The organism is Pantoea sp. MQR6, from assembly GCF_022761075.1.
GTDB lineage: Bacteria > Pseudomonadota > Gammaproteobacteria > Enterobacterales > Enterobacteriaceae > Pantoea > Pantoea phytostimulans.
In genome coordinates, this window is sequence record NZ_JAKYXB010000002.1 from 433802 (window position 1) to 457047 (window position 23246).

General features: G+C 51.8%; 24 protein-coding genes and 1 tRNA gene. 14 read left to right on the forward strand and 11 right to left on the reverse strand.

Annotated features, from left to right (window positions below; genetic code table 11):
• Nucleotides 1-30: 30 nt before the first annotated feature.
• Together degQ and degS are read left to right on the forward strand one after the other, a co-directional pair.
• Complete coding sequence (gene degQ / locus MUG06_RS12090) at nt 31-1404, forward strand: serine endoprotease DegQ (RefSeq protein ID WP_215847831.1); 1374 nt, start codon at nt 31-33, stop codon at nt 1402-1404.
• Between the two features lie 143 nt (nt 1405-1547).
• Nucleotides 1548-2609, forward strand: coding sequence for an outer membrane-stress sensor serine endopeptidase DegS (gene degS, locus MUG06_RS12095; RefSeq protein WP_215847832.1), 1062 nt, complete (start codon nt 1548-1550; stop codon nt 2607-2609).
• A 148-nt stretch (nt 2610-2757) separates the two neighbouring features.
• On the opposite strand, the gene epmA is transcribed toward degS, so the two are convergent.
• Complete coding sequence (gene epmA, locus MUG06_RS12100) at nt 2758-3735, reverse strand: elongation factor P--(R)-beta-lysine ligase (protein ID WP_215847833.1); 978 nt, start codon at nt 3733-3735, stop codon at nt 2758-2760.
• 134 nt (nt 3736-3869) lie between these two features.
• Between epmA and MUG06_RS12105 the strand changes: the two genes are divergently transcribed.
• Nucleotides 3870-4397, forward strand: coding sequence for a lipocalin family protein (locus tag MUG06_RS12105; protein WP_215847834.1), 528 nt, complete (start codon nt 3870-3872; stop codon nt 4395-4397).
• 41 nt (nt 4398-4438) lie between these two features.
• Here MUG06_RS12105 and MUG06_RS12110 read toward each other — a convergent pair whose 3' ends face one another.
• The 3 genes from MUG06_RS12110 to efp form a co-directional block, all read right to left on the reverse strand.
• On the reverse strand, nt 4439-4573 hold the full coding sequence (locus MUG06_RS12110) for an entericidin A/B family lipoprotein (RefSeq protein WP_215847835.1): 135 nt from the start codon (nt 4571-4573) through the stop codon (nt 4439-4441).
• A 104-nt stretch (nt 4574-4677) separates the two neighbouring features.
• On the reverse strand, nt 4678-4809 hold the full coding sequence (locus MUG06_RS12115) for an entericidin A/B family lipoprotein (RefSeq protein ID WP_193405234.1): 132 nt from the start codon (nt 4807-4809) through the stop codon (nt 4678-4680).
• 54 nt (nt 4810-4863) lie between these two features.
• Nucleotides 4864-5430 carry an elongation factor P gene (efp, locus tag MUG06_RS12120; RefSeq protein WP_215847836.1) on the reverse strand — a complete coding sequence of 189 codons (567 nt, stop codon included), beginning with the start codon at nt 5428-5430 and terminating at the stop codon, nt 4864-4866.
• Nucleotides 5431-5473: 43 nt separating this feature from the next.
• Here efp and epmB point away from each other — a divergent pair, with 43 nt between their 5' ends.
• Nucleotides 5474-6502, forward strand: coding sequence for an EF-P beta-lysylation protein EpmB (gene epmB / locus MUG06_RS12125; RefSeq protein WP_243078742.1), 1029 nt, complete (start codon nt 5474-5476; stop codon nt 6500-6502).
• 55 nt (nt 6503-6557) lie between these two features.
• Here the strand turns inward: epmB and MUG06_RS12130 are convergent, their stop codons facing one another.
• From MUG06_RS12130 to MUG06_RS12145, 4 genes are all read right to left on the reverse strand, one after another.
• A complete protein-coding gene (locus MUG06_RS12130; protein ID WP_215847837.1) occupies nt 6558-6911 on the reverse strand; it encodes a DUF4156 domain-containing protein in 354 nt (117 codons plus the stop codon).
• 193 nt (nt 6912-7104) lie between these two features.
• Nucleotides 7105-8754 carry a chaperonin GroEL gene (groL, locus tag MUG06_RS12135; protein ID WP_243078743.1) on the reverse strand — a complete coding sequence of 550 codons (1650 nt, stop codon included), beginning with the start codon at nt 8752-8754 and terminating at the stop codon, nt 7105-7107.
• 49 nt (nt 8755-8803) lie between these two features.
• On the reverse strand, nt 8804-9097 hold the full coding sequence (locus tag MUG06_RS12140) for a co-chaperone GroES (RefSeq protein ID WP_052898812.1): 294 nt from the start codon (nt 9095-9097) through the stop codon (nt 8804-8806).
• Between the two features lie 245 nt (nt 9098-9342).
• The gene (locus tag MUG06_RS12145; RefSeq protein ID WP_215848352.1) at nt 9343-9804 is read right to left on the reverse strand and encodes an FxsA family protein; all 462 of its coding nucleotides are present in this window, start codon (nt 9802-9804) and stop codon (nt 9343-9345) included.
• 343 nt (nt 9805-10147) lie between these two features.
• Between MUG06_RS12145 and aspA the strand changes: the two genes are divergently transcribed.
• The 6 genes from aspA (at nt 10148) to MUG06_RS12175 (ending at nt 15886) form a co-directional block, all read left to right on the forward strand.
• Nucleotides 10148-11584 (forward strand): aspartate ammonia-lyase, encoded by a 1437-nt coding sequence (aspA, locus tag MUG06_RS12150; protein ID WP_243078744.1) that lies wholly within the window; start codon nt 10148-10150, stop codon nt 11582-11584.
• 108 nt (nt 11585-11692) lie between these two features.
• Complete coding sequence (locus tag MUG06_RS12155; RefSeq protein WP_215847838.1) at nt 11693-12994, forward strand: anaerobic C4-dicarboxylate transporter; 1302 nt, start codon at nt 11693-11695, stop codon at nt 12992-12994.
• Between the two features lie 75 nt (nt 12995-13069).
• A complete protein-coding gene (cutA, locus tag MUG06_RS12160) occupies nt 13070-13384 on the forward strand; it encodes a divalent cation tolerance protein CutA (RefSeq protein ID WP_215847839.1) in 315 nt (104 codons plus the stop codon).
• Nucleotides 13360-15060 carry a protein-disulfide reductase DsbD gene (locus MUG06_RS12165; protein ID WP_243078745.1) on the forward strand — a complete coding sequence of 567 codons (1701 nt, stop codon included), beginning with the start codon at nt 13360-13362 and terminating at the stop codon, nt 15058-15060. Before cutA ends, MUG06_RS12165 begins: the two co-directional genes overlap by 25 nt.
• Before the next feature lie 64 nt (nt 15061-15124).
• Nucleotides 15125-15703 carry a transcriptional regulator gene (locus MUG06_RS12170; RefSeq protein ID WP_215847841.1) on the forward strand — a complete coding sequence of 193 codons (579 nt, stop codon included), beginning with the start codon at nt 15125-15127 and terminating at the stop codon, nt 15701-15703.
• 107 nt (nt 15704-15810) lie between these two features.
• A tRNA-Phe gene (locus tag MUG06_RS12175) sits at nt 15811-15886 on the forward strand.
• A gap of 252 nt (nt 15887-16138) precedes the next feature.
• Here the strand turns inward: MUG06_RS12175 and MUG06_RS12180 are convergent.
• The 3 genes from MUG06_RS12180 to MUG06_RS12190 form a co-directional block, all read right to left on the reverse strand.
• Complete coding sequence (locus MUG06_RS12180; RefSeq protein WP_243078746.1) at nt 16139-17308, reverse strand: Gfo/Idh/MocA family oxidoreductase; 1170 nt, start codon at nt 17306-17308, stop codon at nt 16139-16141.
• 10 nt (nt 17309-17318) lie between these two features.
• Nucleotides 17319-18242 carry a TIM barrel protein gene (locus MUG06_RS12185; RefSeq protein ID WP_243078747.1) on the reverse strand — a complete coding sequence of 308 codons (924 nt, stop codon included), beginning with the start codon at nt 18240-18242 and terminating at the stop codon, nt 17319-17321.
• Nucleotides 18243-18392: 150 nt separating this feature from the next.
• Nucleotides 18393-19421: a LacI family DNA-binding transcriptional regulator gene (locus MUG06_RS12190; RefSeq protein ID WP_243078748.1), complete on the reverse strand. Its 1029-nt coding sequence runs from the start codon at nt 19419-19421 to the stop codon at nt 18393-18395.
• Nucleotides 19422-19775: 354 nt separating this feature from the next.
• On the opposite strand from MUG06_RS12190, the gene MUG06_RS12195 reads away from it, so the two are divergent.
• The 4 genes from MUG06_RS12195 (at nt 19776) to MUG06_RS12210 (ending at nt 23234) form a co-directional block, all read left to right on the forward strand.
• A complete protein-coding gene (locus MUG06_RS12195; RefSeq protein ID WP_243078749.1) occupies nt 19776-20810 on the forward strand; it encodes a Gfo/Idh/MocA family oxidoreductase in 1035 nt (344 codons plus the stop codon).
• Between the two features lie 38 nt (nt 20811-20848).
• Nucleotides 20849-21730, forward strand: coding sequence for a sugar phosphate isomerase/epimerase (locus MUG06_RS12200; RefSeq protein ID WP_215847844.1), 882 nt, complete (start codon nt 20849-20851; stop codon nt 21728-21730).
• A 335-nt stretch (nt 21731-22065) separates the two neighbouring features.
• Complete coding sequence (gene yghU / locus MUG06_RS12205; protein ID WP_243078750.1) at nt 22066-22929, forward strand: glutathione-dependent disulfide-bond oxidoreductase; 864 nt, start codon at nt 22066-22068, stop codon at nt 22927-22929.
• Between the two features lie 11 nt (nt 22930-22940).
• Entirely contained in the window at nt 22941-23234 is a 294-nt protein-coding gene (locus MUG06_RS12210) for a DUF1330 domain-containing protein (RefSeq protein ID WP_215847845.1), read from the forward strand.
• The last annotated feature ends 12 nt before the right edge of the window (nt 23235-23246 follow it).

The following is a 23246-nucleotide window of genomic DNA, read 5'->3' on the forward strand; positions in this document are numbered from 1 at the left end:
CCCACTTTTTGCAGCGAGAGCGTTGTAGCAATGAAAAAACAAGCACGACTGTTTAGCGCATTAGCCTTGAGTATTGGGATGAGTCTTGCCGCCGCGCCTGGCGCGATGGCGACGCTGCCAGCACAAATCCAAGGTCAGCCGCTTCCAAGCCTGGCCCCAATGCTGGAAAAAGTGTTGCCTGCTGTGGTTAGCGTTCATGTTGAAGGCACTGAATCTGCTGCACAAACGCAGGAGATTCCCGAACCGTTAAAACGTTTCTTTGGCCAGATGCCGGGTGGCAATAATCAGCCGCAGCCGTTTGAAGGACTGGGTTCGGGTGTGATTATTGATGCCGCAAAAGGCTACGTGCTAACGAACAATCACGTGGTGAATGGCGCAGACAAAATCAATGTCCAACTGGGCGATGGCAGCGAATATGACGCCAAGCTGATCGGCCATGATGAGCAGACTGATATTGCACTCATCCAGATCGAAGGCGCAAAAAATCTGACGCAGGTGAAAATTGCCGACTCAGATCAGCTCAAAGTGGGTGATTTTGCCGTGGCCATTGGCAACCCGTTTGGCCTTGGTCAAACCGCAACCTCCGGGATTATTTCTGCGCTGGGCCGTAGCGGCTTAAACCTTGAAGGGCTGGAGAACTTTATCCAAACCGATGCAGCCATTAACCGCGGCAACTCTGGCGGCGCGCTGGTCAATCTCAATGGTGAACTGATCGGTATCAACACCGCTATTTTGGCATCAAGCGGTGGCAATATCGGTATTGGTTTCGCGATTCCAAGCGACATGGCGATGAATCTGGCGCAGCAGCTGATCAAATTCGGTGAAGTGAAGCGCGGCCAGTTAGGCATCAAAGGCACGGAAATGACCGCCGATATGGCGAAAGCATTTAACGTTGATGCACAACGCGGTGCCTTTGTTTCTGAAGTGCTGCCGCAGTCAGCAGCGCAGAAAGCGGGGCTTAAATCTGGGGATATCATCACTTCAGTGAATGATAAACCGATTACCAGCTTCGCTGAATTGCGCGTCAAAATTGGCACCACTGCACCGGGCGAACAGGTGAAGTTAGGACTGCTGCGTGAAGGCAAGCCAATTACGGTTAACGTAACGCTTGAGCAAAGCGCGCAGAGTACCGCCAGCGCACAACTGATGTCGCCAGCCTTACAAGGCGCTACGTTGAGCGACGGCCAGACCAAAACCGGTGATAAAGGCGTTAAAGTCGATACCATCGAAAAAGGTACGCCTGCCGAGCAGGTTGGCCTGCAGAAAGAGGATGTGATTGTTGGCGTTAACCGCAATCGCACGCAATCTATCGCAGAAATGCGCAAGGTACTGGAAGGTAAACCGCCAGTACTGGCTCTGAATGTGGTACGTGGCGATGAAAATATCTATCTGCTTTTAAGATAAGCGGCTTTTAAGGTAAGTCGCTTTTAAGACAAACCGGCCTGTCGAGATAGATAAACCCTCTACTGCGGCGGACACAAGCACGTGTGTGTCCGCCGCACTCATGTTATTCTCCCCAGCGATCTCCCCTGGCGTGATTTAACACCATGTTTCTTAAACTTTTGCGTTCGGTTGTGTTGGGCCTGATTGTTGCGGGTATTTTACTTGCGGCCTTGCCTGCACTGCGCATGGGCAGCGAAGCCCTGCACATCCAAGATAACAGCAATGACGAAACACCCTTTAGTTTCAATCAAGGGGTGCGCCGCGCCGTGCCTGCGGTAGTGAATGTTTATAACCGCAGCGCGCACGGTAATAACAATCGTGGCATTACTACGCTGGGTTCTGGCGTAATCATGAACGCAAAAGGCTACATCCTCACCAATAAACACGTTATCAATAACGCGGATCAAATTATTGTCGCGTTACAGGATGGCCGTTTTTTCGAAGCCACCTTGGTAGGTTCCGATGCAATGACCGATTTAGCGGTGCTAAAAATTACCGCTTCCGGCCTGCCGGTAATTCCAATTAATTCGCAACGTATTGCGCACATTGGCGACGTGGTGATGGCGATTGGTAACCCCTACAATCTCGGTCAAACCGTGACCCAAGGCATTATCAGCGCAACCGGACGCGTGGGCTTGAGTTCATCCGGGCGGCAAAACTTTCTGCAAACGGATGCCTCAATCAACCAAGGTAACTCCGGCGGCGCACTGATTAATTCGCTGGGCGAGTTAATGGGCATCAACACCTTAACGTTCGACAAAAGTAACGATGGTGAAACGCCGGAAGGGATTGGTTTCGCCATTCCCACCGCGTTGGCGTCAAAAATCATGGATAAACTGATCCGCGATGGTCGTGTGATTCGTGGTTATATCGGGATTACAGGCCGTGAATTGCCGCCGCTACATGGTCAGGGCAGTAATCTGGATCGCGTACAAGGCATTATTGTCAGCGTGGTGACGCCAGATGGGCCGGCAGACAAAGGCGGCATTCAGGTCAATGATGTGTTGTTGAGTGTGAATAATAAACCGGCCATTTCCGCACAGGAAACCATGGATCAGGTGGCGGAGATTCGCCCGGGTTCAGTAATAGACGTGCAGGTTTTACGTAACGATCAGAAATTAACGCTGCCGGTGACCATTCAGGAATTCCCAGACAACAGCCAGTAACGTTGTTATCTGTCGCTCCCAATTCAATGATAAGTCAGGGATGACATATCAAATCACCTACATCCTTGTAGGAGCCGCGTTTTTACCTGCCTTTTTCAGTGCGCATCGCATCAGGAACAGCTGCGCACTGCCGCATGAGATAAAGCCTTTAGCAACGATCGACTGGAAAAGCGATCACTTCATTCAGCGACTGCGCTTTCAGAGCCAGCATAATTAATCGATCAACACCCAGTGCAACGCCAGAGCAAGCAGGCATACCATGCGCCAACGCGTCTAACAAATTGGTATCGATAGGATGTTGCGGTAAGCCTCGCGCGGCACGGCGGCGGTTATCTTGTTCGAAGCGCTGACGCTGCTCACGGCTGTCGGTCAGCTCACGGAAACCGTTCGCCAGCTCAATGCCTTTGTAATAAACCTCGAAGCGCTCTGCTACACGGTGATCTTCCGTGCTGATTTCTGCTAATGCTGCCTGGCTGGCAGGGAAGTGATAAACAAAGCAGGGTTTATCCTGTCCGATTTTTGGCTCAACGCCCAGCATAAACAGCAGCATCAGCAGCGTATCGCGATCGTCTTCTGCACGCGCTAATTCGCCCTCGCCCAGCTTCTCTGCAACTTCACGCAGTTGCGCTTTATCGGCTGAAAGCGGATCGATTTCAAGATGACGAATAAACGCCTGCTGATAAGAAAGTGATTCAGCGCTGTCGCACTCCAGCACTTGCTGCATCAGGTCGTCAACTTCATTCATCAGCCGGTACATATCATAGTGTGGGCGATACCACTCCAGCATGGTGAATTCTGGATTGTGATGGCGTCCCGCTTCTTCATTACGAAAGCTGCGGCTCATTTGGTAGATCGGACCGCTTCCCGCTGCCAGCAGGCGTTTCATATGATATTCCGGGCTGGTCATCAACCAAAGATCGCGCCCTTGCGCCGCGCCGGGCCCGACAAATCGTGTCTGGAAAGGCACCAGATGGATATCGGTAATCGTAGCTTGGCTCATGGCAGGCGTATCAACTTCTAATACGCCGCGATCGGCAAAGAAACGCCGTATTTCCGCTAAGATAGCGGCGCGTTTCAACAAATTGGCAATGGATGCGCTAGGTTGCCAGCTTGCCGTTTCGCTCATGGTGATGACTCCTGATACAAATAAGGGAGGGAAGTCTACCCGCATTGCCTGCGGCAAACAATCTCATGCCGAAGCGGGAAAAAATATCGGCAGCTCTTCTATACTTAAGCAGTTAAATCACAAAGGAATCGCACATGTCACCATGGAAAACTCTCGTCGCCAGCCTCAGCGCTTTTCTCTCTGTAGCCTGCAGCACCACGCCGCCGAAGAATGTTACCGTTATCGAAAACTTTGATAGTCAGCGTTATCTCGGTAAATGGTATGAGATCGCCAGATTAGATCATCGGTTCGAGCGTGGGCTTGAGCAGGTCACAGCAAACTACAGCCCGCGAGAAGATGGCGGCTTGAAGGTCGTAAACCGCGGCTTTAACGCCCAGAAACAGCGCTGGCAGGAAAGTGTAGGTAAAGCCTACTTTACTGGCGACAAGCAGCGAGCCGCGCTGAAAGTCTCTTTCTTTGGCCCGTTCTATGGCGGATATAACGTTATCGCGCTTGACCCGGAATACCGTTATGCGCTGATATGCGGCCCGAATCGTCACTATTTATGGATTTTGTCTCGAACGCCTCAGCTTGAGCCAGCCGTTAAACAGAAATTGGTTGAGCAGGCGCGTCAGGCCGGTTTCCCGGTAGAGGAATTGATCTGGGTGAAACAAGGTAGCTAAGAAAATCCGGTACGAAACGCGCTGTTTCGCACCGGTTAGAATTACTTCGTGCTGTTTTGAATAGCCTGGCCGCCTGCTTCTACATCTTCACCAACGCCACGCGTGGTATTGCATGCCGAAAGCAATGAAGAGAGCAGCAATACAGAGAAGATTGTGACAATACTTTTCTTTAACATACTAATTTCCTTTTTTTGGTTGCAGTAAAAGTACAGCGATTTAAGCATAGCCGGAATTCAGCGCGTTGCTGCTGTCAGTACCACAAAAGAAAACAGTCGGGAAATTAGTTTGCTGCGCGCGAAATCGCTCCGCCTAAATGGGAAACGTCTTCACCAAAACCGTGGAAAGTGTTGCAGGCGCTCAGCGCAGAGGAGACCAGCAACGCGAATGCGATAAATTTTGCCAGCTTTTTCATTTTCTCAACTCACACAAGAAAAAGGCGCATCGATGGATGCGCCTGATTATGTACTTATTTAACGCGTGACACGTATTCGCCAGAGCGGGTGTCAACTTTAACCACTTCACCTTCTTGAACGAACAATGGCACTTTCACCACTGCGCCAGTAGAAAGCTTAGCTGGCTTGCCGCCGGTACCTGCGGTGTCACCTTTCAGGCCCGGATCGGTTTCGATAACTTCTGCTTCGATAAAGTTCGGCGGCTGAACAGCGATCGGACGACCGTTCCACAGCGTAACGATACATTCAGCATTGTCTTGCAGCCATTTCGCTGCTTCAGCAACGGTCTTCTCTTCAACCTGGAACTGCTCAAAGCTTTCCGGGTGCATGAAGTGATAAAATTCACCGTCGTTGTACAAATAGTTCAGGTTGGTATCCACTACGTCTGCGCCTTCAGCGGAGTCGGTGGATTTGAAAGTTTTCTCAACGCGAGAACCCGTCAGCAGGCGACGCATTTTAACGCGTGCGAATGCCTGACCTTTACCCGGTTTAACGAACTCACTGGATTCGATGGCATACGGCTCGCCTTCGAACATGATTTTAAGACCGGGACGGAAATCGTTGCTAGAATAAGTCGCCATGAAGGCCCTCTACGAAAATTGATACTGGTACTTAGCCAAAAAAATGGCACACATTGTAACCCTAAATACACCTTCCAGAGAAGATTGGTTGCAGCAACTTGCTGATGTTGTCACTGAACCTAATGAATTACTGCAAATTTTAGCCCTGGATCAGCATGCAGAGCTGGCGCAAGGTGCAGATGCACGTCGCCTCTTCGCCCTGCGCGTGCCCCGCGCGTTCATTGCCCGTATGAAAAAAGGCGATGAACAGGATCCGCTGCTGTTGCAGGTACTGACCAGTCGTCAGGAATTCATTGATGCGCCAGGTTATAGCACCGATCCGCTGGATGAACAAAATAACGTTGTGCCCGGTTTACTGCATAAGTATAAAAACCGCGCACTTTTATTGGTAAAAGGCGGCTGCGCAGTCAACTGTCGCTACTGCTTTCGCCGTCATTTTCCCTATCAGGATAACCAAGGCAACAAGCGCAACTGGCAAGCGGCGCTGGAGTATATCGCGGACCACCCGGAACTGGATGAAATCATTTTCTCCGGCGGCGATCCGTTGATGGCAAAAGATCATGAATTGGCATGGCTCATTGCCGAGCTGGAAAAAATTCCGCATCTCAGACGCTTGCGTATTCACAGCCGCTTGCCGGTGGTGATTCCGGCGCGCATCACTGACGTATTATGCCAGCTGCTGGGCGAAACACGGTTACAGGTGCTGCTGGTAACGCACATCAACCATGCGCAGGAAATTGACGATGCGCTGCGTGATGCGATGCACAAGCTGAAGCGCGCAGGCGTCACGCTGTTGAATCAGAGCGTGTTACTGCGCGGCGTGAATGACAACGCGCAAACGCTGGCAACCTTAAGCAATGCGCTGTTCGACGCCGGTATTCTGCCCTATTACCTGCACGTACTGGACAAAGTACAGGGCGCGGCGCATTTCTTCGTTTCTGATGAAGAAGCGCGTGCGCTGGTGCGCAATCTCTTACCGTTGGTATCGGGGTATTTGGTGCCGAAGCTGGCACGTGAAATCGGTGGCGAGCCGAGCAAAACGCCGCTGGATCTGCAACTCAAGCAGGAATAAAAATGGCCGGAGTCAAATCCGGCCAGTAGAAAAATCTTTTCGCATCAAACGCGGTTTAGCTTTGCGAGCACTTATAGACTTGACCACTCATTTTGCTGTCGAGCGGTGCAAAGGCAGACAAGATATTTTGTGTTGGGCTGGTTGCACCGTAAATAACGTTGCCACCCATTTCTGCTGCGCGATTACGCAAATCATTGGCTGCTCCACGCAGTGCGCTGGTTTCGCCACCCGCACCGGTCAGCCAGTTGCTTTGTGAGCCGGTAAGGTTACCCAGAAGCTGACACTCGTTGCCGGGCTGCTGATCGGTAAATGTTACACGTTGGCCGCCAGAAGAGAGTTGAGTTGAGCTGCTGCAGCCCGCCAGCAGTAACGCGCCAGCCGCCAGTCCGAGCAAGAGGTTAATCCGCATTGTAATCCCCATTTATTATCATCAGAGTCGGGTGGCAGCGTAGCAGAAAAGCGCACTTTTTTTCTGAACATTCATTGCCCTAATCCCGTTAAGCCCAACTATTGCGCCACTACTTATACTATTTTCCATACAAAAAGAAAAACCCCCGACCGTTTCCGATCGGGGGCTTCGTGACTTAAGCAGTCAACGGCAATTACATCATGCCGCCCATACCGCCCATGCCACCCATACCGCCAGCGCCACCACCTAAATCAGGGGTATCGCCTTTAGGCGCATCAGTGATCATACATTCGGTGGTGATCATCAGGCCCGCAACAGAAGCCGCGTACTGCAGAGCAGAACGGGTTACTTTGGTTGGGTCCAGGATACCGAAGTCGATCATGTTGCCATATTCTTCAGTCTGCGCGTTGTAACCGTAGTTACCGTCGCCTGCTTTAACGTTGTTAGCGACAACAGAAGGCTCTTCACCGGCGTTAGAAACGATCTGACGCAGTGGAGATTCCATTGCGCGCAGCGCAACTTTGATACCTACGTTCTGGTCTTCGTTCTGACCACGCAGATCAGCCAGCTGTGCTGCAACGCGAACCAGCGCTACACCACCACCAGCAACCACGCCTTCTTCTACCGCAGCACGGGTTGCATGCAGGGCATCTTCAACGCGCGCTTTCTTCTCTTTCATTTCAACTTCAGTCGCTGCGCCCACTTTCAGTACGGCCACGCCGCCTGCCAGTTTCGCTACGCGCTCCTGCAGTTTTTCTTTGTCGTAGTCAGACGTTGCTTCTTCGATCTGCTGACGAATCTGAGTTACGCGGTTCTGAATGGTCGCTTCTTCACCCACGCCATCGATGATGGTGGTGGTGTCTTTGTTGATCACAACACGTTTTGCCTGACCCAGATCTTCCAGAGCTGTTTTTTCCAGCTCCATGCCGATCTCTTCAGAAATCACGGTGCCGCCGGTCAGGATAGCAATATCCTGCAGCATGGCTTTACGACGATCGCCGAAGCCAGGTGCTTTAACCGCAGCCACTTTAACGATGCCGCGCATGGTGTTCACCACCAGCGTTGCCAATGCTTCACCTTCAACATCTTCAGCGATGATCAGCAGTGGTTTGCCTGCTTTCGCAACGGCTTCCAGCACAGGCAGCATTTCGCGGATGTTAGAGATTTTCTTATCAGCCAACAGGATGAACGGGGTTTCCAGCTCAATGGCGCCTGTTTCTGGCTTGTTGATGAAGTACGGAGAGAGGTAACCGCGGTCAAACTGCATACCTTCAACCACGTCCAGCTCGTCTTGCAGACCGGTGCCTTCTTCAACGGTGATAACGCCTTCTTTACCCACTTTTTCCATCGCCTGAGCGATCAGGGTGCCAACGGTTTCATCAGAGTTAGCAGAAATGGTACCAACCTGTGCGATAGCTTTTGAATCAGAGCAAGGAACAGACAGTTCTTTCAGCTTCTCAACTGCAGCGATAACCGCTTTGTCGATGCCGCGCTTCAGATCCATTGGGTTCATGCCCGCAGCCACAGCTTTCAAGCCTTCGTTAACGATAGACTGAGCCAGAACGGTTGCGGTGGTGGTGCCGTCGCCTGCAGCGTCGTTCGCTTTAGAGGCCACTTCTTTCACCATCTGCGCGCCCATGTTTTCGAACTTGTCTTCCAGTTCGATTTCACGTGCGACAGAAACACCATCTTTAGTGATGGTAGGTGCACCAAAAGATTTATCCAGAACTACGTTACGGCCTTTTGGACCCAAGGTAACTTTTACTGCATCTGCCAGTACGTTTACGCCACGCAGCATTTTTACGCGTGCGTCATTACCGAATTTTACGTCTTTAGCTGCCATTTCAAATATCCCTTAAATTCGTTTCGTTCAGTGAATTACGCGTAAAAAATTACGCTTCAACAATTGCCAGAATGTCGCTTTCAGAAATGATTAGCACTTCTTCATTGTCGATTTTTTCCGTTTTCGCGCCGTAACCTTCGCTGAAGATCACTACATCGCCAACTTTCACGTCCAGCGGCTTAACGTCGCCACTTTCAAGGATGCGGCCGTTGCCGACAGCCAGCACTTCACCACGGGTGGATTTAGCGGCTGCAGAACCGGTCAGCACGATGCCGCCAGCTGATTTGGATTCAACTTCTTTACGCTTGACGATAACGCGATCGTGCAATGGACGAATTTTCATTTGATAGCTCTCCTTTGAGAAGTCCAATCATTCATTTTTGGGTTGAACGCCGGTCTGTTTGGCTTCCGGCCTCGTGACCAGAGAAGTAGGGGCGGGCTCTTGTGCTTTCAAGGGGCTGGACAACAATTTTTTTACTTGAATGTGATAACCGACCACTTTTTGACCGATCAATGCGTCTTTAAAGCAGGAATGTGAACGGATAAATAAAAAACGCGACTTTCGTCGCGTTTTATCAGCTGCTTATATTAACGATCCTTGGGATCGTCTTTATGCTCAATGCGATCGCCCTCTTTGCGTTCGAATTCACCATCCATCGTGTAACCGCTGTCTGGGCCTGCTCCCGGCCCACGCCAGACGCGCAGATGCGGCATCAACTTCAATGTCAGATGTTTTTGCACCGGTGGCAACAGCAGCAGCAAACCGAGGAAGTCGGTGAAAAAACCCGGCAGCAGCAGCAAAAAACCGGCGATAATCAACGAAACGCTTTTGATCATTTCGTTAGCCGGACTTTCATTACGTGCGAGTTTTTCCTGCATCGCCATGAAGTTTTTCATGCCCTGATTTTTCACCAGCGACACACCAATACATGAGGTAAAGATCACCAACAACATGGTGAACAGCACGCCGATGACGTGCGCAACCTGGATGAAGAGGGAAATCTCAATCCAGGCCAATACAAAAAAGATCACTAACGGTAACCAGCGCACCGAATACTCCTGTGAGTTGTGGCTGCCCGGCGTCATGCCAAACAGCAGAAAGCGTTCATCAGAGTGATGATATGAAAAGAGATGGGCTCCCGCCGCCGCGATTTCAACCGATCCTGCCAAATTTTTACTTTGGGGTTAATTTTGTAACCAACTTCACATATCGTTAACCCGGCGACATCGGTAAGGTGATCTGCATTCATGCTTTTTAGATGCATCAGAATATGATCGTGCTCGCCCGTTCGAAGATGGATAAAATGACGGTGCTGGCTCTTCAAGACAAAATAAAACAGATCATCTGTGATGGATAGCGGCATTTCAAAGCGGCAACAACAAGAAGGTTACCATGGCGAACAACATTCGTATCGAAGAAGACCTGTTAGGTATGCGCGAGGTTCCGGCGGATGCCTATTATGGCGTTCATACTCTGCGTGCGATTGAAAATTTTTACATTAGCAGCAGCAAAATCAGCGACATTCCCGAATTCGTTCGCGGCATGGTGATGGTAAAAAAAGCCGCTGCAATGGCAAACAAAGAGCTACAAACCATTCCACGCAATATTGCTAACACCATCATTCAGGCTTGTGATGAAGTCTTAAATAATGGTCGCTGCATGGATCAGTTCCCGGTGGATGTTTACCAAGGCGGCGCAGGCACTTCGGTTAACATGAACACCAACGAAGTGCTGGCGAATATCGGGCTGGAGTTGATGGGGCATCAGAAAGGTGAATACCAGTATCTGAACCCCAACGATCACGTCAATAAATGCCAGTCGACCAATGACGCTTATCCAACCGGTTTTCGCATTGCGGTTTACAGCTCAATCCTGAAACTGCTCGACGGCATTCATCAGCTTAGCGAAGGCTTTCAGCGCAAATCTGACGAATTCCAAACCATCCTGAAAATGGGGCGTACACAGCTGCAAGATGCGGTGCCAATGACGCTGGGCCAGGAATTCCACGCCTTTAGCGTCCTGCTGAATGAAGAAACCAAAAGCATTCTCCGCACGGCGGAATTGCTGCTGGAAGTTAACCTTGGCGCGACGGCCATCGGCACGCGCCTGAACACGCCAGACGGTTATCAACATTTGGCGGTACAGCGCCTGGCGGAAGTCAGCAACCTGCCGGTTATCCCGGCTGAAGATTTGATTGAGGCGACGTCAGACTGCGGCGCCTACGTCATGGTGCACTCTTCATTGAAGCGTCTGGCGGTGAAGCTTTCCAAAATCTGTAACGATTTGCGCCTGCTCTCTTCAGGTCCGCGTGCCGGGCTGAACGAAATCAACCTGCCAGAATTACAGGCCGGCTCTTCAATCATGCCAGCCAAAGTGAACCCGGTGGTGCCTGAAGTGGTGAACCAGGTTTGCTTCAAGGTCATCGGCAATGACATTACCGTGACGATGGCCTCTGAATCGGGTCAGTTGCAGCTGAACGTAATGGAACCGGTGATTGGTCAGGCGATGTTTGAATCGATCAGCATCCTGACCAATGCCTGTTACAACCTGCTGGAAAAATGCGTTAACGGCATTACCGCCAACCGAGCAGTATGTGAAGCCTATGTCTTCAACTCTATCGGCATCGTGACCTATCTCAACCCCTACATTGGTCATCATAATGGTGACATTGTCGGTAAGATCTGTGCCGAAACCGGTAAGAGCGTGCGTGAAGTGGTGCTGGAGCGCGGTCTGCTGACGGAAAGCGAATTGGACGATATTTTCTCGGTGCAGAACCTGATGTATCCGGTATATAAAGCAAAACGCTATACCGATGAAAGCGAGCAGTAAAACTTAAATTAACTCTTTTCTTAAAGGCACGCCGCGATCAACGCGATGTGCCTTTTTTTTTGCCAAGCTACACGCCATTTTTCGCAGGTCAATTTTTGGAGTGGCAGGATGGTATTCGTTGAGCTGGCAATTGTCTTATTGGCGATCTGGTTAGGTGCACGCCTCGGCGGCATTGGTATTGGTTTCGCCGGCGGTTTAGGCGTACTGGTTCTGACGCTGTTCTGCGGCCTGAAGCCCGGCGTGATCCCCTTCGACGTGATTGAAATCATCATGGCGGTGATCGCCGCGATTGCTGCCATGCAGGTGGCAGGTGGCATGGATTATCTGGTCAGCCTGGCCGAACGCCTGCTGCGACGGCATCCACGCTACGTCACCTTTCTCGCCCCGCTGGTCACCTACGTGATGACCTTGCTGGCAGGAACCGGCCACACCGCTTTCTCAACGCTGCCGGTGATTGCCGAAGTTGCCAAAGAGCAAGGCGTGCGCCCTTCTCGTCCACTTTCCATCGCCGTGGTGGCTTCACAAATTGCGATTACTGCTTCACCTATTTCTGCTGCGGTGGTGTTTTTTGCCACACTGCTGGAACCGCGCGGCGTCAGCTATATTACCCTGCTGGCTATCGCCATTCCGGCAACAATGGTCGGGATTTTCCTTGCCGCGCTGGTGACCAATTTCCTTGGCAAAGAGTTAAAAGATGATGAGGTTTACCAAGCGCGATTAGCCAAAGGTGAAGTGGTGCTGCGCGGCGCGACGCATTTTGTGGCTAAACCCGGCGCGAAAAAATCCGTTTGGCTGTTCTTAATCGCCATTGTCGCGGTGGTGCTGTATGCCACCGCAACCAGTGAAAGTGTCGGGCTGATCGCCAATCCGGTGCTGCCACGTAACGAAGCGATTGTGGTGTTTATGCTTACCATCGCGACCTTGATCTGTTTGACCTGCAAGATCGATACCGGGGAAATTCTCAGCGCCAGCACGTTTAAATCGGGCATGAGCGCCTGTATCTGCGTGATGGGTGTTGCCTGGTTGGGCGACACCTTTGTCAAAGCGCACCTTAGCGATATTCAAACGCTGGCGGGCGATACGCTGCAAACTTACCCGTGGATGCTGGCTTTGGTGCTGTTCTTTGCCGCGACGCTGCTTTATTCACAAGCGGCCACCACCAAAGCGCTAATGCCCGCCGCGCTGCTGCTGGGCGTCTCTCCACTGACCGCAATTGCTTCGTTTGCTGCTGTTTCAGCACTGTTTGTTTTGCCTACCTATCCTACTTTGCTGGCGGCGGTTGAAATGGATGACACCGGATCCACCCGCATTGGCAAGTTTGTCTTTAATCACTCGTTTATCATTCCAGGCGTGCTGGCGATTACGCTGTCGGTTTTGTTCGGCTTTGTCTTTGGTGGATTGGTGTTATAGCGCGGTTACAACCTGTAAACGTTGTTGCCCCTGGAGCGTGCTATCATCGGCGCTCTTTTACTCAGGAGCCGCGCGATGAATGCCGCCATTATCCTTTGCACCGCACCCGATCAAGCTTGTGCTCAACAGCTAGCCAAAGTGGCGTTAGAAGCGAAACTGGCTGCCTGCGTGACCTTGCTGCCTGGCGCAACCTCTTATTACGTCTGGCAAGGCAAGCTCGAACAGGCTAACGAGGTGCAGATGCTGTTGAAATGCGACAGCGATCATCAGCAAGCGTTAATGGATCTGCTTAAAGGTGCACATCCTTATGATGTGCCCGAACTGCTGGCGTTGCCGGTTCAACATGGAGACAGTGAATACTTGTCATGGCTGCACGCATCTCTCGCCTAATCACGCTATTTTTTGCGCTGTTTATCTGCCTGCAGGCGCAGGCGTCGCTTTTTTCTCCCAACAACAGCAGCCGCTTTGTGCCGGTCGATCAGGCGTTTACTTTTGATTTCAATCAGCAAGGTTCACAACTCCAGCTCAGCTGGAAGGTGAAATCGGGTTATTACCTTTATCGGCAGCAGATTCATGTCACACCGCAAAATGCGCAGATCGCTCCGCTCAATCTCCCGGCTGGCCAGCCGCATGAAGATGAGTTCTACGGCAAAAGCGAAATCTATCCGCAAGATTTGACGATCCCCGTGACGCTGCAACAGGCCGCGAAAGGGGCGACGATCAGCGTCACTTACCAAGGTTGTGCTGCAGCCGGTTTCTGTTATCCACCTGAAACACGCACCGTTCCTTTAAGTGCGGTTGCGGCTAACAGCACGCCGCCTGTCGCCCATGCGCAACCCGCACCCACCGATTCGCTGCCTTTCTCGCCGCTTTGGGCGCTGTTAATTGGCATTGGCGTCGCGTTTACGCCTTGCGTACTGCCGATGTACCCGCTGATTTCGGGCATTATTCTTGGCGGTCAGCGTAACTATTCGTTGGGTCGATTATTTGCTCTGGCGATGGTTTACGTACAGGGCATGGCGCTGACTTACACGCTGTTAGGCGTGATCGTGGCGGCGGCGGGATTACGTTTTCAGGCCGCGCTCCAGCATCCTTACGTATTAATCGGTTTATCCGCCCTGTTTATTATTCTGGCCTTGTCGATGTTTGGGCTGTTCTCCTTGCAGCTGCCCTCGACGCTACAAACACGCCTGACACTCTGGAGCAATCGCCAACAAAGCGGCTCGTTAATTGGCGTATTCCTGATGGGCGCACTGGCCGGATTGATCTGCTCGCCCTGTACCACCGCGCCACTCAGCGCCATTCTTCTCTATATTGCTCAAAGCGGAAATCTCTGGGCCGGCGCTGGCACATTGTGGCTCTATGCGCTAGGAATGGGGCTACCGCTGGTTGTTGTCACGATGTTTGGCAATAAGCTGCTGCCGAAAAGCGGGCCGTGGATGCAAATGGTCAAAGAAGGCTTTGGCTTTGTCATTCTTGCCTTGCCGGTGTTTTTGCTGGAGCGGATTTTAGGTGACATCTGGGGATTACGGCTTTGGAGTTTGCTTGGCGTGGCCTTCTTCGCGTGGGCGTTCAGCGCTAGCCTGCGTGCCCACAGCGGCAAATGGCGTGTGGCGCAAATCATTATGCTCGCCGCCGCGTTGATCAGTGCGCGCCCATTACAAGACTGGGCCTTCGGTAACAACGTGGCGCAACAAAGCGTGGCTCATCTGCCCTTCTCATCGATTGCGTCTGCCTCACAGCTCGACAATGCTTTACAGCAGGCGCAAGGGCGTATCACTATGGTCGACCTGTATGCCGATTGGTGTGTCGCCTGCAAAGAGTTCGAAAAATATACTTTTAGCGACCCCTTAGTTCGCGATCAGCTGAGTAAAGTGCAGTTACTTCAGGCCAACGTTACCGCCAATAGCGCCAGCGATAATGCACTGTTAAAACGTCTTAATGTACTGGGCTTGCCCACCATTTTGTTCTTTGACGCTACAGGCACAGAAATTCCTGATTCGCGGGTCACCGGCTTCCTCAATGCCGCTGATTTCCGCGCGCATTTGCAGAAACTGGGCCAGTAAACAAAACTGGAGTCAGGACACCGCCCGCGCGTATCAGCGGGTTCGCATACCAGAGGAGAGTCACTTGCAACGTGAACAAATACTCGAGCATGCGTTGAATGTGCTTGAACAGAACGGCCTTGCCGCCACCACATCGCTGCAACAGTTGGCAGGCGAGAGTCAATTTCCGATTGAACAATTGCAGCGTTTTTGGCCCGACCGTGATGCCTTGCTGTACGATGCCCTGCGTTATCATGCTCAGCAAATTGATACCTGGCGCCGACAGATTTTGCTGGATGAGACGCTCAGCCATGAACAGAAGCTGATGGCGCGTTATCAAGTACTCAGCCAACAAGTCAGCATTGGACGCTTTCCTGGTTGCCTGTTTATTGCGGCTTGTAGCTTCTATCCACAACCCGATCAGCCGATACATCAGCTGGCAGAGCAGCAAAAGCGTGCTTCATGGCAATTTACCCACGACATTTTAGTCGCGCTAGCGTTAGATAATCCGTCCATGGTTGCCGATCAGATTGAACTGATACTTGAAGGTTGTCTGAGCAAACTGCTGGTTAAGCGGAATGTGCAGGATGTCACGACAGCGAAAAGCCTGGCCGAAGATGTTCTGGGTATCGCGTTGTGCCGCAAAAATGGCGCATTAGCCTGATATTTCACCGCCTTTGCCTGAAATTCAGGCAATCAGTCACGTTTCCCACGGTTTTTTCATGAAAGCCGTTGACGGGCCGAAGCCTTTACGGTTTAATGCGCCCCGTTGCCCGAATAGCTCAGTCGGTAGAGCAGGGGATTGAAAATCCCCGTGTCCCTGGTTCGATTCCGGGTTCGGGCACCATATTTAAAGAACCCGCCTCTGGCGGGTTTTTGCGTTTTTACGGGTCGAACCCGTTCATCGAACGTTCGATGATCTCGCCACATCCCTGTGGCTCGCCCTACGGGCCATCGCGCAGGCGCGCTGAGCAAAAATGCTCCCGGCATTTTTGTCCGGGTTCGGGCACCCTATTTAAAGAACCCGCCTCTGGCGGGTTTTTGCGTTTCTGCGTTTCTACGTTTTTGTGTTCGAATCTATTTTCGACCATTCTTTATGTCAAAAATCTACCCATACCGCGCCGGCATCTGCTGATTTCACGCACTGCTCCACCCAGCGCACGCCCATCAAACCAGCATGGACATCGGGATACCAAAAATCTTGCAGAAAAGCACTGTCGCCACGGTCGGTGGCATCAATGGCCTGCGCGAAACGATGATAGAGATTTGACCAGGCTTCAAATAACCCTTCAGGATGCCCCCCACCAATGCGGTCGTCAGCAAGCGCACGCTCATTGAGATACCCCATCCCACGCTCCATGATGCGCACCGGCTCACCCTGAATCTCATAGCGCAGCTGGTTAGGTTGCTCATCCCACCACTCCAGGCTGGCTTTTGCGCCCACGACGCGGATTTTCTGGCCATGCATCGAACCGGCATTCACCGCTGAAGCCCACATGGTGCCCACCGCGCCGTTATCGTATTCCATCATCACAAAGGCGTTATCTTCCAGCGGCGCACGCGTAGCAACAAAACTTTGCCGTGAACAGAGCAGCCGCTTCACCTGTAAGTTTGGCACCATGGTTTCGGCAATAAACAGCGGATGCGTCGCCAAATCGCCCAGCACGTAACTCGGCCCGACAAAACGCGGATCCACGCGCCATTTCGTGCTCTCACTCTGCAACTCAACCGCTTCATTGTGGAAACCGTGGGCAAATTGCATGTTGATGATGCGGATCTCACCCAACAACCCAGCGGCGATCATCTCACGCGCCTGATGAATCAGTTGATGCCCGGCATAGCCGTAGGTAACGCCGATGATTTTGTTCTTCTCTGCACACAAGCGCTCCAGCTCATCCGCTTCGGCGGTAGTGAAACAGAGCGGCTTTTCACACACCACATGCAGCCCAGCGTTGATGGCAGCGCAGCAAATTGCAAAGTGCGTATTGTTTGGGGTAGCAATCGAGACCACTTCAATGCCATCTTCACGTGCTGCTTCCGCCGCGAACAGCGTTTCATAATCGGGATAGCAGCGCTCCGCCGCCACGCCGAGCGCAACCCCGAAATCTCGGCCACGCTGCGCATCAAGATCAAATGCGCCCGCTAACAGTGAAAAGTTACCATCACGCAACGCTGCCGAGCGGTGAATATAACCAATTTGGCTGGTTCCGCCGCCGCCTACCATGCCCCAGCGTAGTGAACGGCCAATCGCTTTTTTACCATTGATCATAGTGTTGCCCCTAAAATCCGACCGACTGGAGATAATGCAGACTGGCGGTCACATCACGCAGGCTGGTATCCGCATTACGCGGATCGCGCTCCTGCTCGATGGTGATCCAACCTTGATAGTTGCGCTCCGCCAGAAAGGCGCGCACCGCAGGATAATCAATCGCCCCTTTGCCAATCGGACACATCACGCCTTCGGCACAGGCGGTAAAGAAATCGAGTCCGCGCGCAATGGCATCACGCCACACCGCATCGTTAATATCCTTAAAATGCAGGTAATCGATCCGCTCCCAATAGCGTTGCAGATAGGTAATGGGATCCATGCCGGAGTAGTAAAGATGCCCGGTATCGAGACACAAACCCGCTACCTCGTGAGGAATGTCGTTTACCAGCTGCGCCAGCTCATCTGCATATTCAATGCAGCCACCCGCATGCGGATGAATCACCGGCCTTACGCCATATTCGCGCCAGGCGATGTCACTCAACATGGTGATGTGCTGCATCATACGCTGCCACTCTTCGGTAGAAAGGCGCGGCGCTTTGTCAGATTGTCCGGCATATTTAGCGCGTTCAGGATTACCAAAGTCGATAATCACCAGATAAGGTGCCGGCGCATTCTTGCCATGGACTTTTTCTGCGGTGGGCACGTTGGAGAGATTGCGACAGATATTGTGCGTTAACTCCACTATTGCCGGGAAATGAGCTTCACTGACTAAATCGTCAAATATCGTTCCCGCGACCAACGACAACGAAAAGTTGTTCAACTGTTTAGTGAGTTCGGCGGGTTCAGCAGGCAGATAAGCCCACGGGCCCAGTTCAATACTCTTGTATCCAGCCAGAGCCGCTTCGCTCAGGACCTTCTGCCACGGCGGTAAAAAGGGATTTTTGGGATTATCCACGCCCCAACTACAAGGCGCATTGGCAATATGAATTGTCATGATATCTGTCCATGCTATGAGAGTTGCCGACAGTATCAAACGAAAATTTCATATCAGACAACAATGGAAGTTTCGTTTTTTGATAACGATCGCATTGTTTTATTTCATTTTTTGATAGCTTACTATCATTGATAAGATAACCGATTAAAACTAAAAGTTTTCTCGCGTCACCACGTCAAATGGCAATGTCACCTGGGAAAAATGCCCACTGTTTTCAGCCTGCGCATTCACACAGGTGTTAATGACCACTTTAGCCATCTCTTCAATACGATGCCTTAGCATCAGCGTAATTGTGCCATCAATCAGCGCCAGTTCATCATCCTGAATCGGGCCGTGACACAGCAGCGCAATCCCTTTCCGTTGGCTTTGTCGTAATGCCCGCACCACGCCTTCGATCCCCCCGCAGGGCGCATAGATCATCGCCAAATCATCATGATCTTTTAGCAGTTGCTGAGCGGCCAAATATCCGCCCTCAATCGATTCGTGCGTTTTTAAGGGTTCAAGCACCCGCTGGGTGACGCCCGCTTCACGTAGGTAAGAACGAAAGCTGATTTCGCAACGCTCCTGACAGATGAATCGATGGTCGCCAAGCAACACGCCTACGCAGCCTGGCTTTTTCAGCAAATGCTGTGCCATCCACGCCGCCGTGCGGCCCGCTTTTTGGTTATCAAGGCCAATAAAACCCGCATGACCGCAGGGTGAAAAATCAGAAAACAGCGCATAAACATGTACGCCCTTGCGCGATACATCCTGAATAGCGTGACGGATTAACGGATGATCCAGCGCAACGATACCGATGACATCAACGCGCTGTGCCAAATTGCGCAGCGACGTTGCTACCGCTTCCACTTCGTTGATGTCATGCCAGCAAAATTCAGCTTCGCTACCCGGCGGCTGGAAAGGTTCCGCCTGTTCACGTAACGCATCACTGAGCGGCTGATAAAAGGAGTATCTTGCCGACAGCAGAATAAAGCCCATGCGCAACGCAATGGCAGCGGCAGGCTGGTTCGGATGTAAAATGCGTGACTGCTCCAGCCGGTAGCCCAGCCGATTTGCCGCCGCTAACACTTTCTGTTCGGTTACGCCGCGTACCGGTGCTCGTCGGTTAAGCACGCGATCCACTGTGGCCACGCCAACTCCTGCTTCATGCGCAATCGCGGTCATGGTGACTTTCGACATCACTCTCTCCAGACATTTTATTCACTCTCATCAGCATTTTGATAAACGTCGGCGACGATCTTTCCGCCTGTCACGTTGTATCTCATTTATACCCTGACTTTATTATCCCATTACGGGCCAATTTCCTATCATAATTTTGATAGGAAACACCTCATAAAGTTGATCCTCTTCGCAAAATGAAACATTCATTTCTTTTTGGGTTCATTCCAGAACACGCATTTGCTAAAAAGAGATGAATCTATCGATGTGCGACAGCTAAAGGGTGAAAACGGTGTCGTACGTTCTGAAATGAAAGGCTGTTGAACGTATCGGCCTGCGAGTGACCCAACGCGAACACCTGTAAATGGAGATGTTATGTTCCCTTCAACGCTGCCTGTTCCACGTTTGCCCGATGCCAAACAGATTCCGGTGCTGCGCTGGGGCATTGTCGGCCCCGGCTGGATCGCCGATCACTTTGCCCATGCGCTGCGCAATCATACCGATCAGCAATTGGTTGCCGTTTCATCACGTAGCCGTGACAAAGCGCAGCGCTTTGCCGACAAATGGTCAATTGCCCACGCCTGCGGCGGCATTGATGAATTACTGGCGCGTAACGACGTTGATGCGATCTATATCGCTACGCCGCACAACCATCATTTCCCGGACGGCCTGCGGGTGATTGAAGCGGGCAAAAATGTCTTGATTGAAAAGCCATTGGCGCTGAATGCCGGCCAGGCTAAGCAGCTGAAACAAGCGGCTGCGGCGCGTAACGTCTTGTGTATGGAAGCCATGTGGTGCGATTTTGCGCCTAAATATGATGTCATTCGCCAGTTGCTCGATGATGGTGCCCTCGGCGATGTTCATACCTTGATTGCCGATCATGGCGAATTTTTCACGCCGGATCACCGCATCTTTAACCAAGAGCTGGCAGGCGGCCCAATGCTGGATCTTGGCAGCTATCTGGTGGGCTTCAGCGTATTTGTCGGCGGCGCACCCACCAGCATCGTGGCAAAAGGTCAGGATGCTGGTGGCGGCGTCAATGGACAAACGTCAATGCTCTTTACCCACGCGCAAGGCATGCATTCGGTATTGCATACCACGCTGTTCAGCAATACGCCCGGCACTGCCGTCATTGCGGGTCGCGGTGCCAGCATTGTCATGGATGGCCAGTTTTATGCCCCAGGCCATTTCCGCCTCACGTCCAGTGACGGCAGTCGTACGCTGCATTGGGAAGAACCGAATAACCGTTATGACCAGCTGTGCCATGAAATTAACCATTTTGCCTGGTGCATTGGTCAAAACCGGATTGATTCACCGCGCCACTCTCTCGACACCGCGATTCTCACCTTGAGCGCGATGGACGAAGTCAGAAAGCAGATCGGCATTGTTTTTAACGAAGAGTTGCTTTAACGAAGAACTGCAACCTTAAACGCCCCCGGAGTAGACAGATGAAAATCGCTTTTGATGTGGATGTGATTAGAGATATGGGCATCACCCGCATGGTTAATCAGGTAGCCGATTGGGGATATAAATACATCGAACAGTCGCCGCATCCGCAGATTAACCCGTTTTATAAGCATCCCAAAGCCAGCCGCGAAATCATGACGGAGTACAAGAACGCCTTGCGCTCGACCGGCCTTGAAATCTCCTCTTTTATTGTGGTGTATCGCTGGTCTGGTCCAGATGAACTGCGTCGTCAGGCGGCGGTGAAAAACTGGAAACGCATGATCGAGATCGCAGTCGAAATGGGCGTTCAGGTAATCAACACCGAATTATCAGGGACGCCAAACGAACCGGAAATCTGTGAAGAGATGTTCTATCGCTCAATGGAAGAGTTGCTGCCGATTATCGAACGTGAAGGCATCCGCGTCGAAATCCAGTCACATCCGTGGGATTTTTGCGAAGAGAACAACGAAACCTCCGATATCGTGAAGTCTTTTCGCAGTGAGAACGTCAAATACGTTTACAGCGTGCCGCACACCTTCTTCTACGACAAAGGCAAAGGCGACGTGAAAAGCATGCTGCAATATGCCGGAGACGATCTTTCGCACGTACTCATCGCCGATACAATGAACCACACCAAACATTGCCGCTACATTGTTAACCCGCCTGGTGTGGATGCCACCATTCACCAACACGTGGGCGTGGGCGAAGGTGAAGTCGACTTCCCGACGCTGTTCCAGACGCTGCGCGATATGGACTTTGCTAACCGCAGCTACAAAGTGGGCGGCGAATCGATCATCGCCTCTTCGCTGTTTGGTTATCCGGAAAAAATGAAAGTGCAGGCAGTTGAAACGCGCGAGCTGATTGAGCGCGAACTGCTGGGTTAAAATAGAGAGATAAACACTAAAAAGGCAGCTCATCCGCTGCCTTTTTGCGTTCAGCAATGCGCCTGACATTGCCAACCAGCCCGCACCGGTAATCCATCCCGCAAAGTCGGTAACTCTTTAGCCTGAACAGGCAACACCCCGCAGGCGGGTATAGAGCCTGCTTTTGCAACGGCTGAAAAAGGGAATCCCCTTTTGTTCCTATGTCGAAGGCAGCGTCGACTTTATGCTTTATCCCAGCCATACATCCATCGTTCACCGCCAGCAGGGTTAAACCGGCTTTTAGCCACCTGCTACACTCGAAAGAAAACTCAATCACAACAAGGCGAACCTTTACCATGTCAGAAAATACGTATCAGCCCGCGAAAGTCTGGACCTGGGATCCCGAAGCCAAAGGCAACGGCGCAAAAACTAACCGCCCTTTCGCTGGCCCTACGCACGAAAAAAGTCTGCCGGTTGGCAAACATCCGCTTCAGCTCTATTCACTGGGCACACCAAACGGCCAGAAAGTCACTATTCTGCTGGAAGAGCTGCTGGCGCTGAACGTCAATGACGCTGAATATGACGCGTGGTTGATTCGCATTGGCGAAGGCGATCAGTTCTCCAGCGGCTTTGTTGATGTTAACCCTAACTCAAAAATTCCCGCGCTCAGCGATCACTCGGCAACGCCACCGATCCGTGTGTTTGAATCGGGCAATATCCTGCTCTATTTGGCAGAAAAATTTGGTCACTTCCTGCCGAAAGATATCGCTAAGCGCACTGAAACGCTGAACTGGTTGTTCTGGCTACAAGGTTCTGCGCCCTATCTTGGCGGCGGCTTGGGTCACTTTTACCATTACGCGCCAGAAAAAATTGAATACGCCATCAACCGCTTCACGTTAGAAGCCAAGCGTCAGCTTGACGTGTTGGATCGCCAGCTTGCCGAGAACCGCTATCTTGCCGGTGACGATTACACTATCGCCGACATCGCCACCTGGCCTTGGTACGGCAATCTTGTGCTTAACGATCTGTACGGTGCTGCTGAATATTTGGATCTTCAATCCTATAAAAACGTGCAGCGTTGGGCGAAAGAGATTGCGCAACGTCCTGCGGTGATTCGTGGCCGCAAAGTGAACCGCGTGATGGGTGAACTTGCCGATCAGCTGCATGAGCGTCATGATGCTGCCGATTTTGATACCAACACCGAAGATAAAAAAGCTTAAGGAGAATTCTGTTGAGCGCTTACGTTGTATTTATTCGTGATGAAACCCTGAATGACGCCGAAATGGCAACCTACGCCGAGAAAGCGGGCAAAGCTCGCGGCGATCATCCCATTAATGCCCTCGCCTTTTACGGCGCGCTGGAAACGCTGGAAGGCCCGGAAGCAGAAGGCGTGGTGGTACTGGAGTTTCCCAGTGTGGAAGCGGCTCACGCATGGTATGACAGCCCGGAATATCAGGCGGCTAAAGAGCATCGCCTGAAAGGTGCCCACTATCGTGTGGTGCTGGTTCAGGGCGTAGAAAAATAAAAAAGGACGCCG

Coding starts and splice junctions, on each gene's coding strand:
- groL (WP_243078743.1), bottom strand. CDS start 8,754: ATGGCAGCTAAAGACGTAAAATTCGGTAATGACGCACGCGTAAAAATG.
- MUG06_RS12165 (WP_243078745.1), top strand. CDS start 13,360: ATGGCTGCACGCATCTCTCGCCTAATCACGCTATTTTTTGCGCTGTTT.
- aspA (WP_243078744.1), top strand. CDS start 10,148: ATGGCGAACAACATTCGTATCGAAGAAGACCTGTTAGGTATGCGCGAG.
- cutA (WP_215847839.1), top strand. CDS start 13,070: ATGAATGCCGCCATTATCCTTTGCACCGCACCCGATCAAGCTTGTGCT.
- MUG06_RS12105 (WP_215847834.1), top strand. CDS start 3,870: ATGTCACCATGGAAAACTCTCGTCGCCAGCCTCAGCGCTTTTCTCTCT.
- degQ (WP_215847831.1), top strand. CDS start 31: ATGAAAAAACAAGCACGACTGTTTAGCGCATTAGCCTTGAGTATTGGG.
- MUG06_RS12180 (WP_243078746.1), bottom strand. CDS start 17,308: ATGATCAATGGTAAAAAAGCGATTGGCCGTTCACTACGCTGGGGCATG.
- efp (WP_215847836.1), bottom strand. CDS start 5,430: ATGGCGACTTATTCTAGCAACGATTTCCGTCCCGGTCTTAAAATCATG.
- epmB (WP_243078742.1), top strand. CDS start 5,474: ATGGCACACATTGTAACCCTAAATACACCTTCCAGAGAAGATTGGTTG.
- MUG06_RS12185 (WP_243078747.1), bottom strand. CDS start 18,242: ATGACAATTCATATTGCCAATGCGCCTTGTAGTTGGGGCGTGGATAAT.
- MUG06_RS12155 (WP_215847838.1), top strand. CDS start 11,693: ATGGTATTCGTTGAGCTGGCAATTGTCTTATTGGCGATCTGGTTAGGT.
- MUG06_RS12140 (WP_052898812.1), bottom strand. CDS start 9,097: ATGAAAATTCGTCCATTGCACGATCGCGTTATCGTCAAGCGTAAAGAA.
- MUG06_RS12130 (WP_215847837.1), bottom strand. CDS start 6,911: ATGCGGATTAACCTCTTGCTCGGACTGGCGGCTGGCGCGTTACTGCTG.
- yghU (WP_243078750.1), top strand. CDS start 22,066: ATGTCAGAAAATACGTATCAGCCCGCGAAAGTCTGGACCTGGGATCCC.
- MUG06_RS12190 (WP_243078748.1), bottom strand. CDS start 19,421: ATGTCGAAAGTCACCATGACCGCGATTGCGCATGAAGCAGGAGTTGGC.
- MUG06_RS12115 (WP_193405234.1), bottom strand. CDS start 4,809: ATGAAAAAGCTGGCAAAATTTATCGCATTCGCGTTGCTGGTCTCCTCT.
- MUG06_RS12195 (WP_243078749.1), top strand. CDS start 19,776: ATGTTCCCTTCAACGCTGCCTGTTCCACGTTTGCCCGATGCCAAACAG.
- MUG06_RS12110 (WP_215847835.1), bottom strand. CDS start 4,573: ATGTTAAAGAAAAGTATTGTCACAATCTTCTCTGTATTGCTGCTCTCT.
- epmA (WP_215847833.1), bottom strand. CDS start 3,735: ATGAGCGAAACGGCAAGCTGGCAACCTAGCGCATCCATTGCCAATTTG.
- MUG06_RS12200 (WP_215847844.1), top strand. CDS start 20,849: ATGAAAATCGCTTTTGATGTGGATGTGATTAGAGATATGGGCATCACC.
- degS (WP_215847832.1), top strand. CDS start 1,548: ATGTTTCTTAAACTTTTGCGTTCGGTTGTGTTGGGCCTGATTGTTGCG.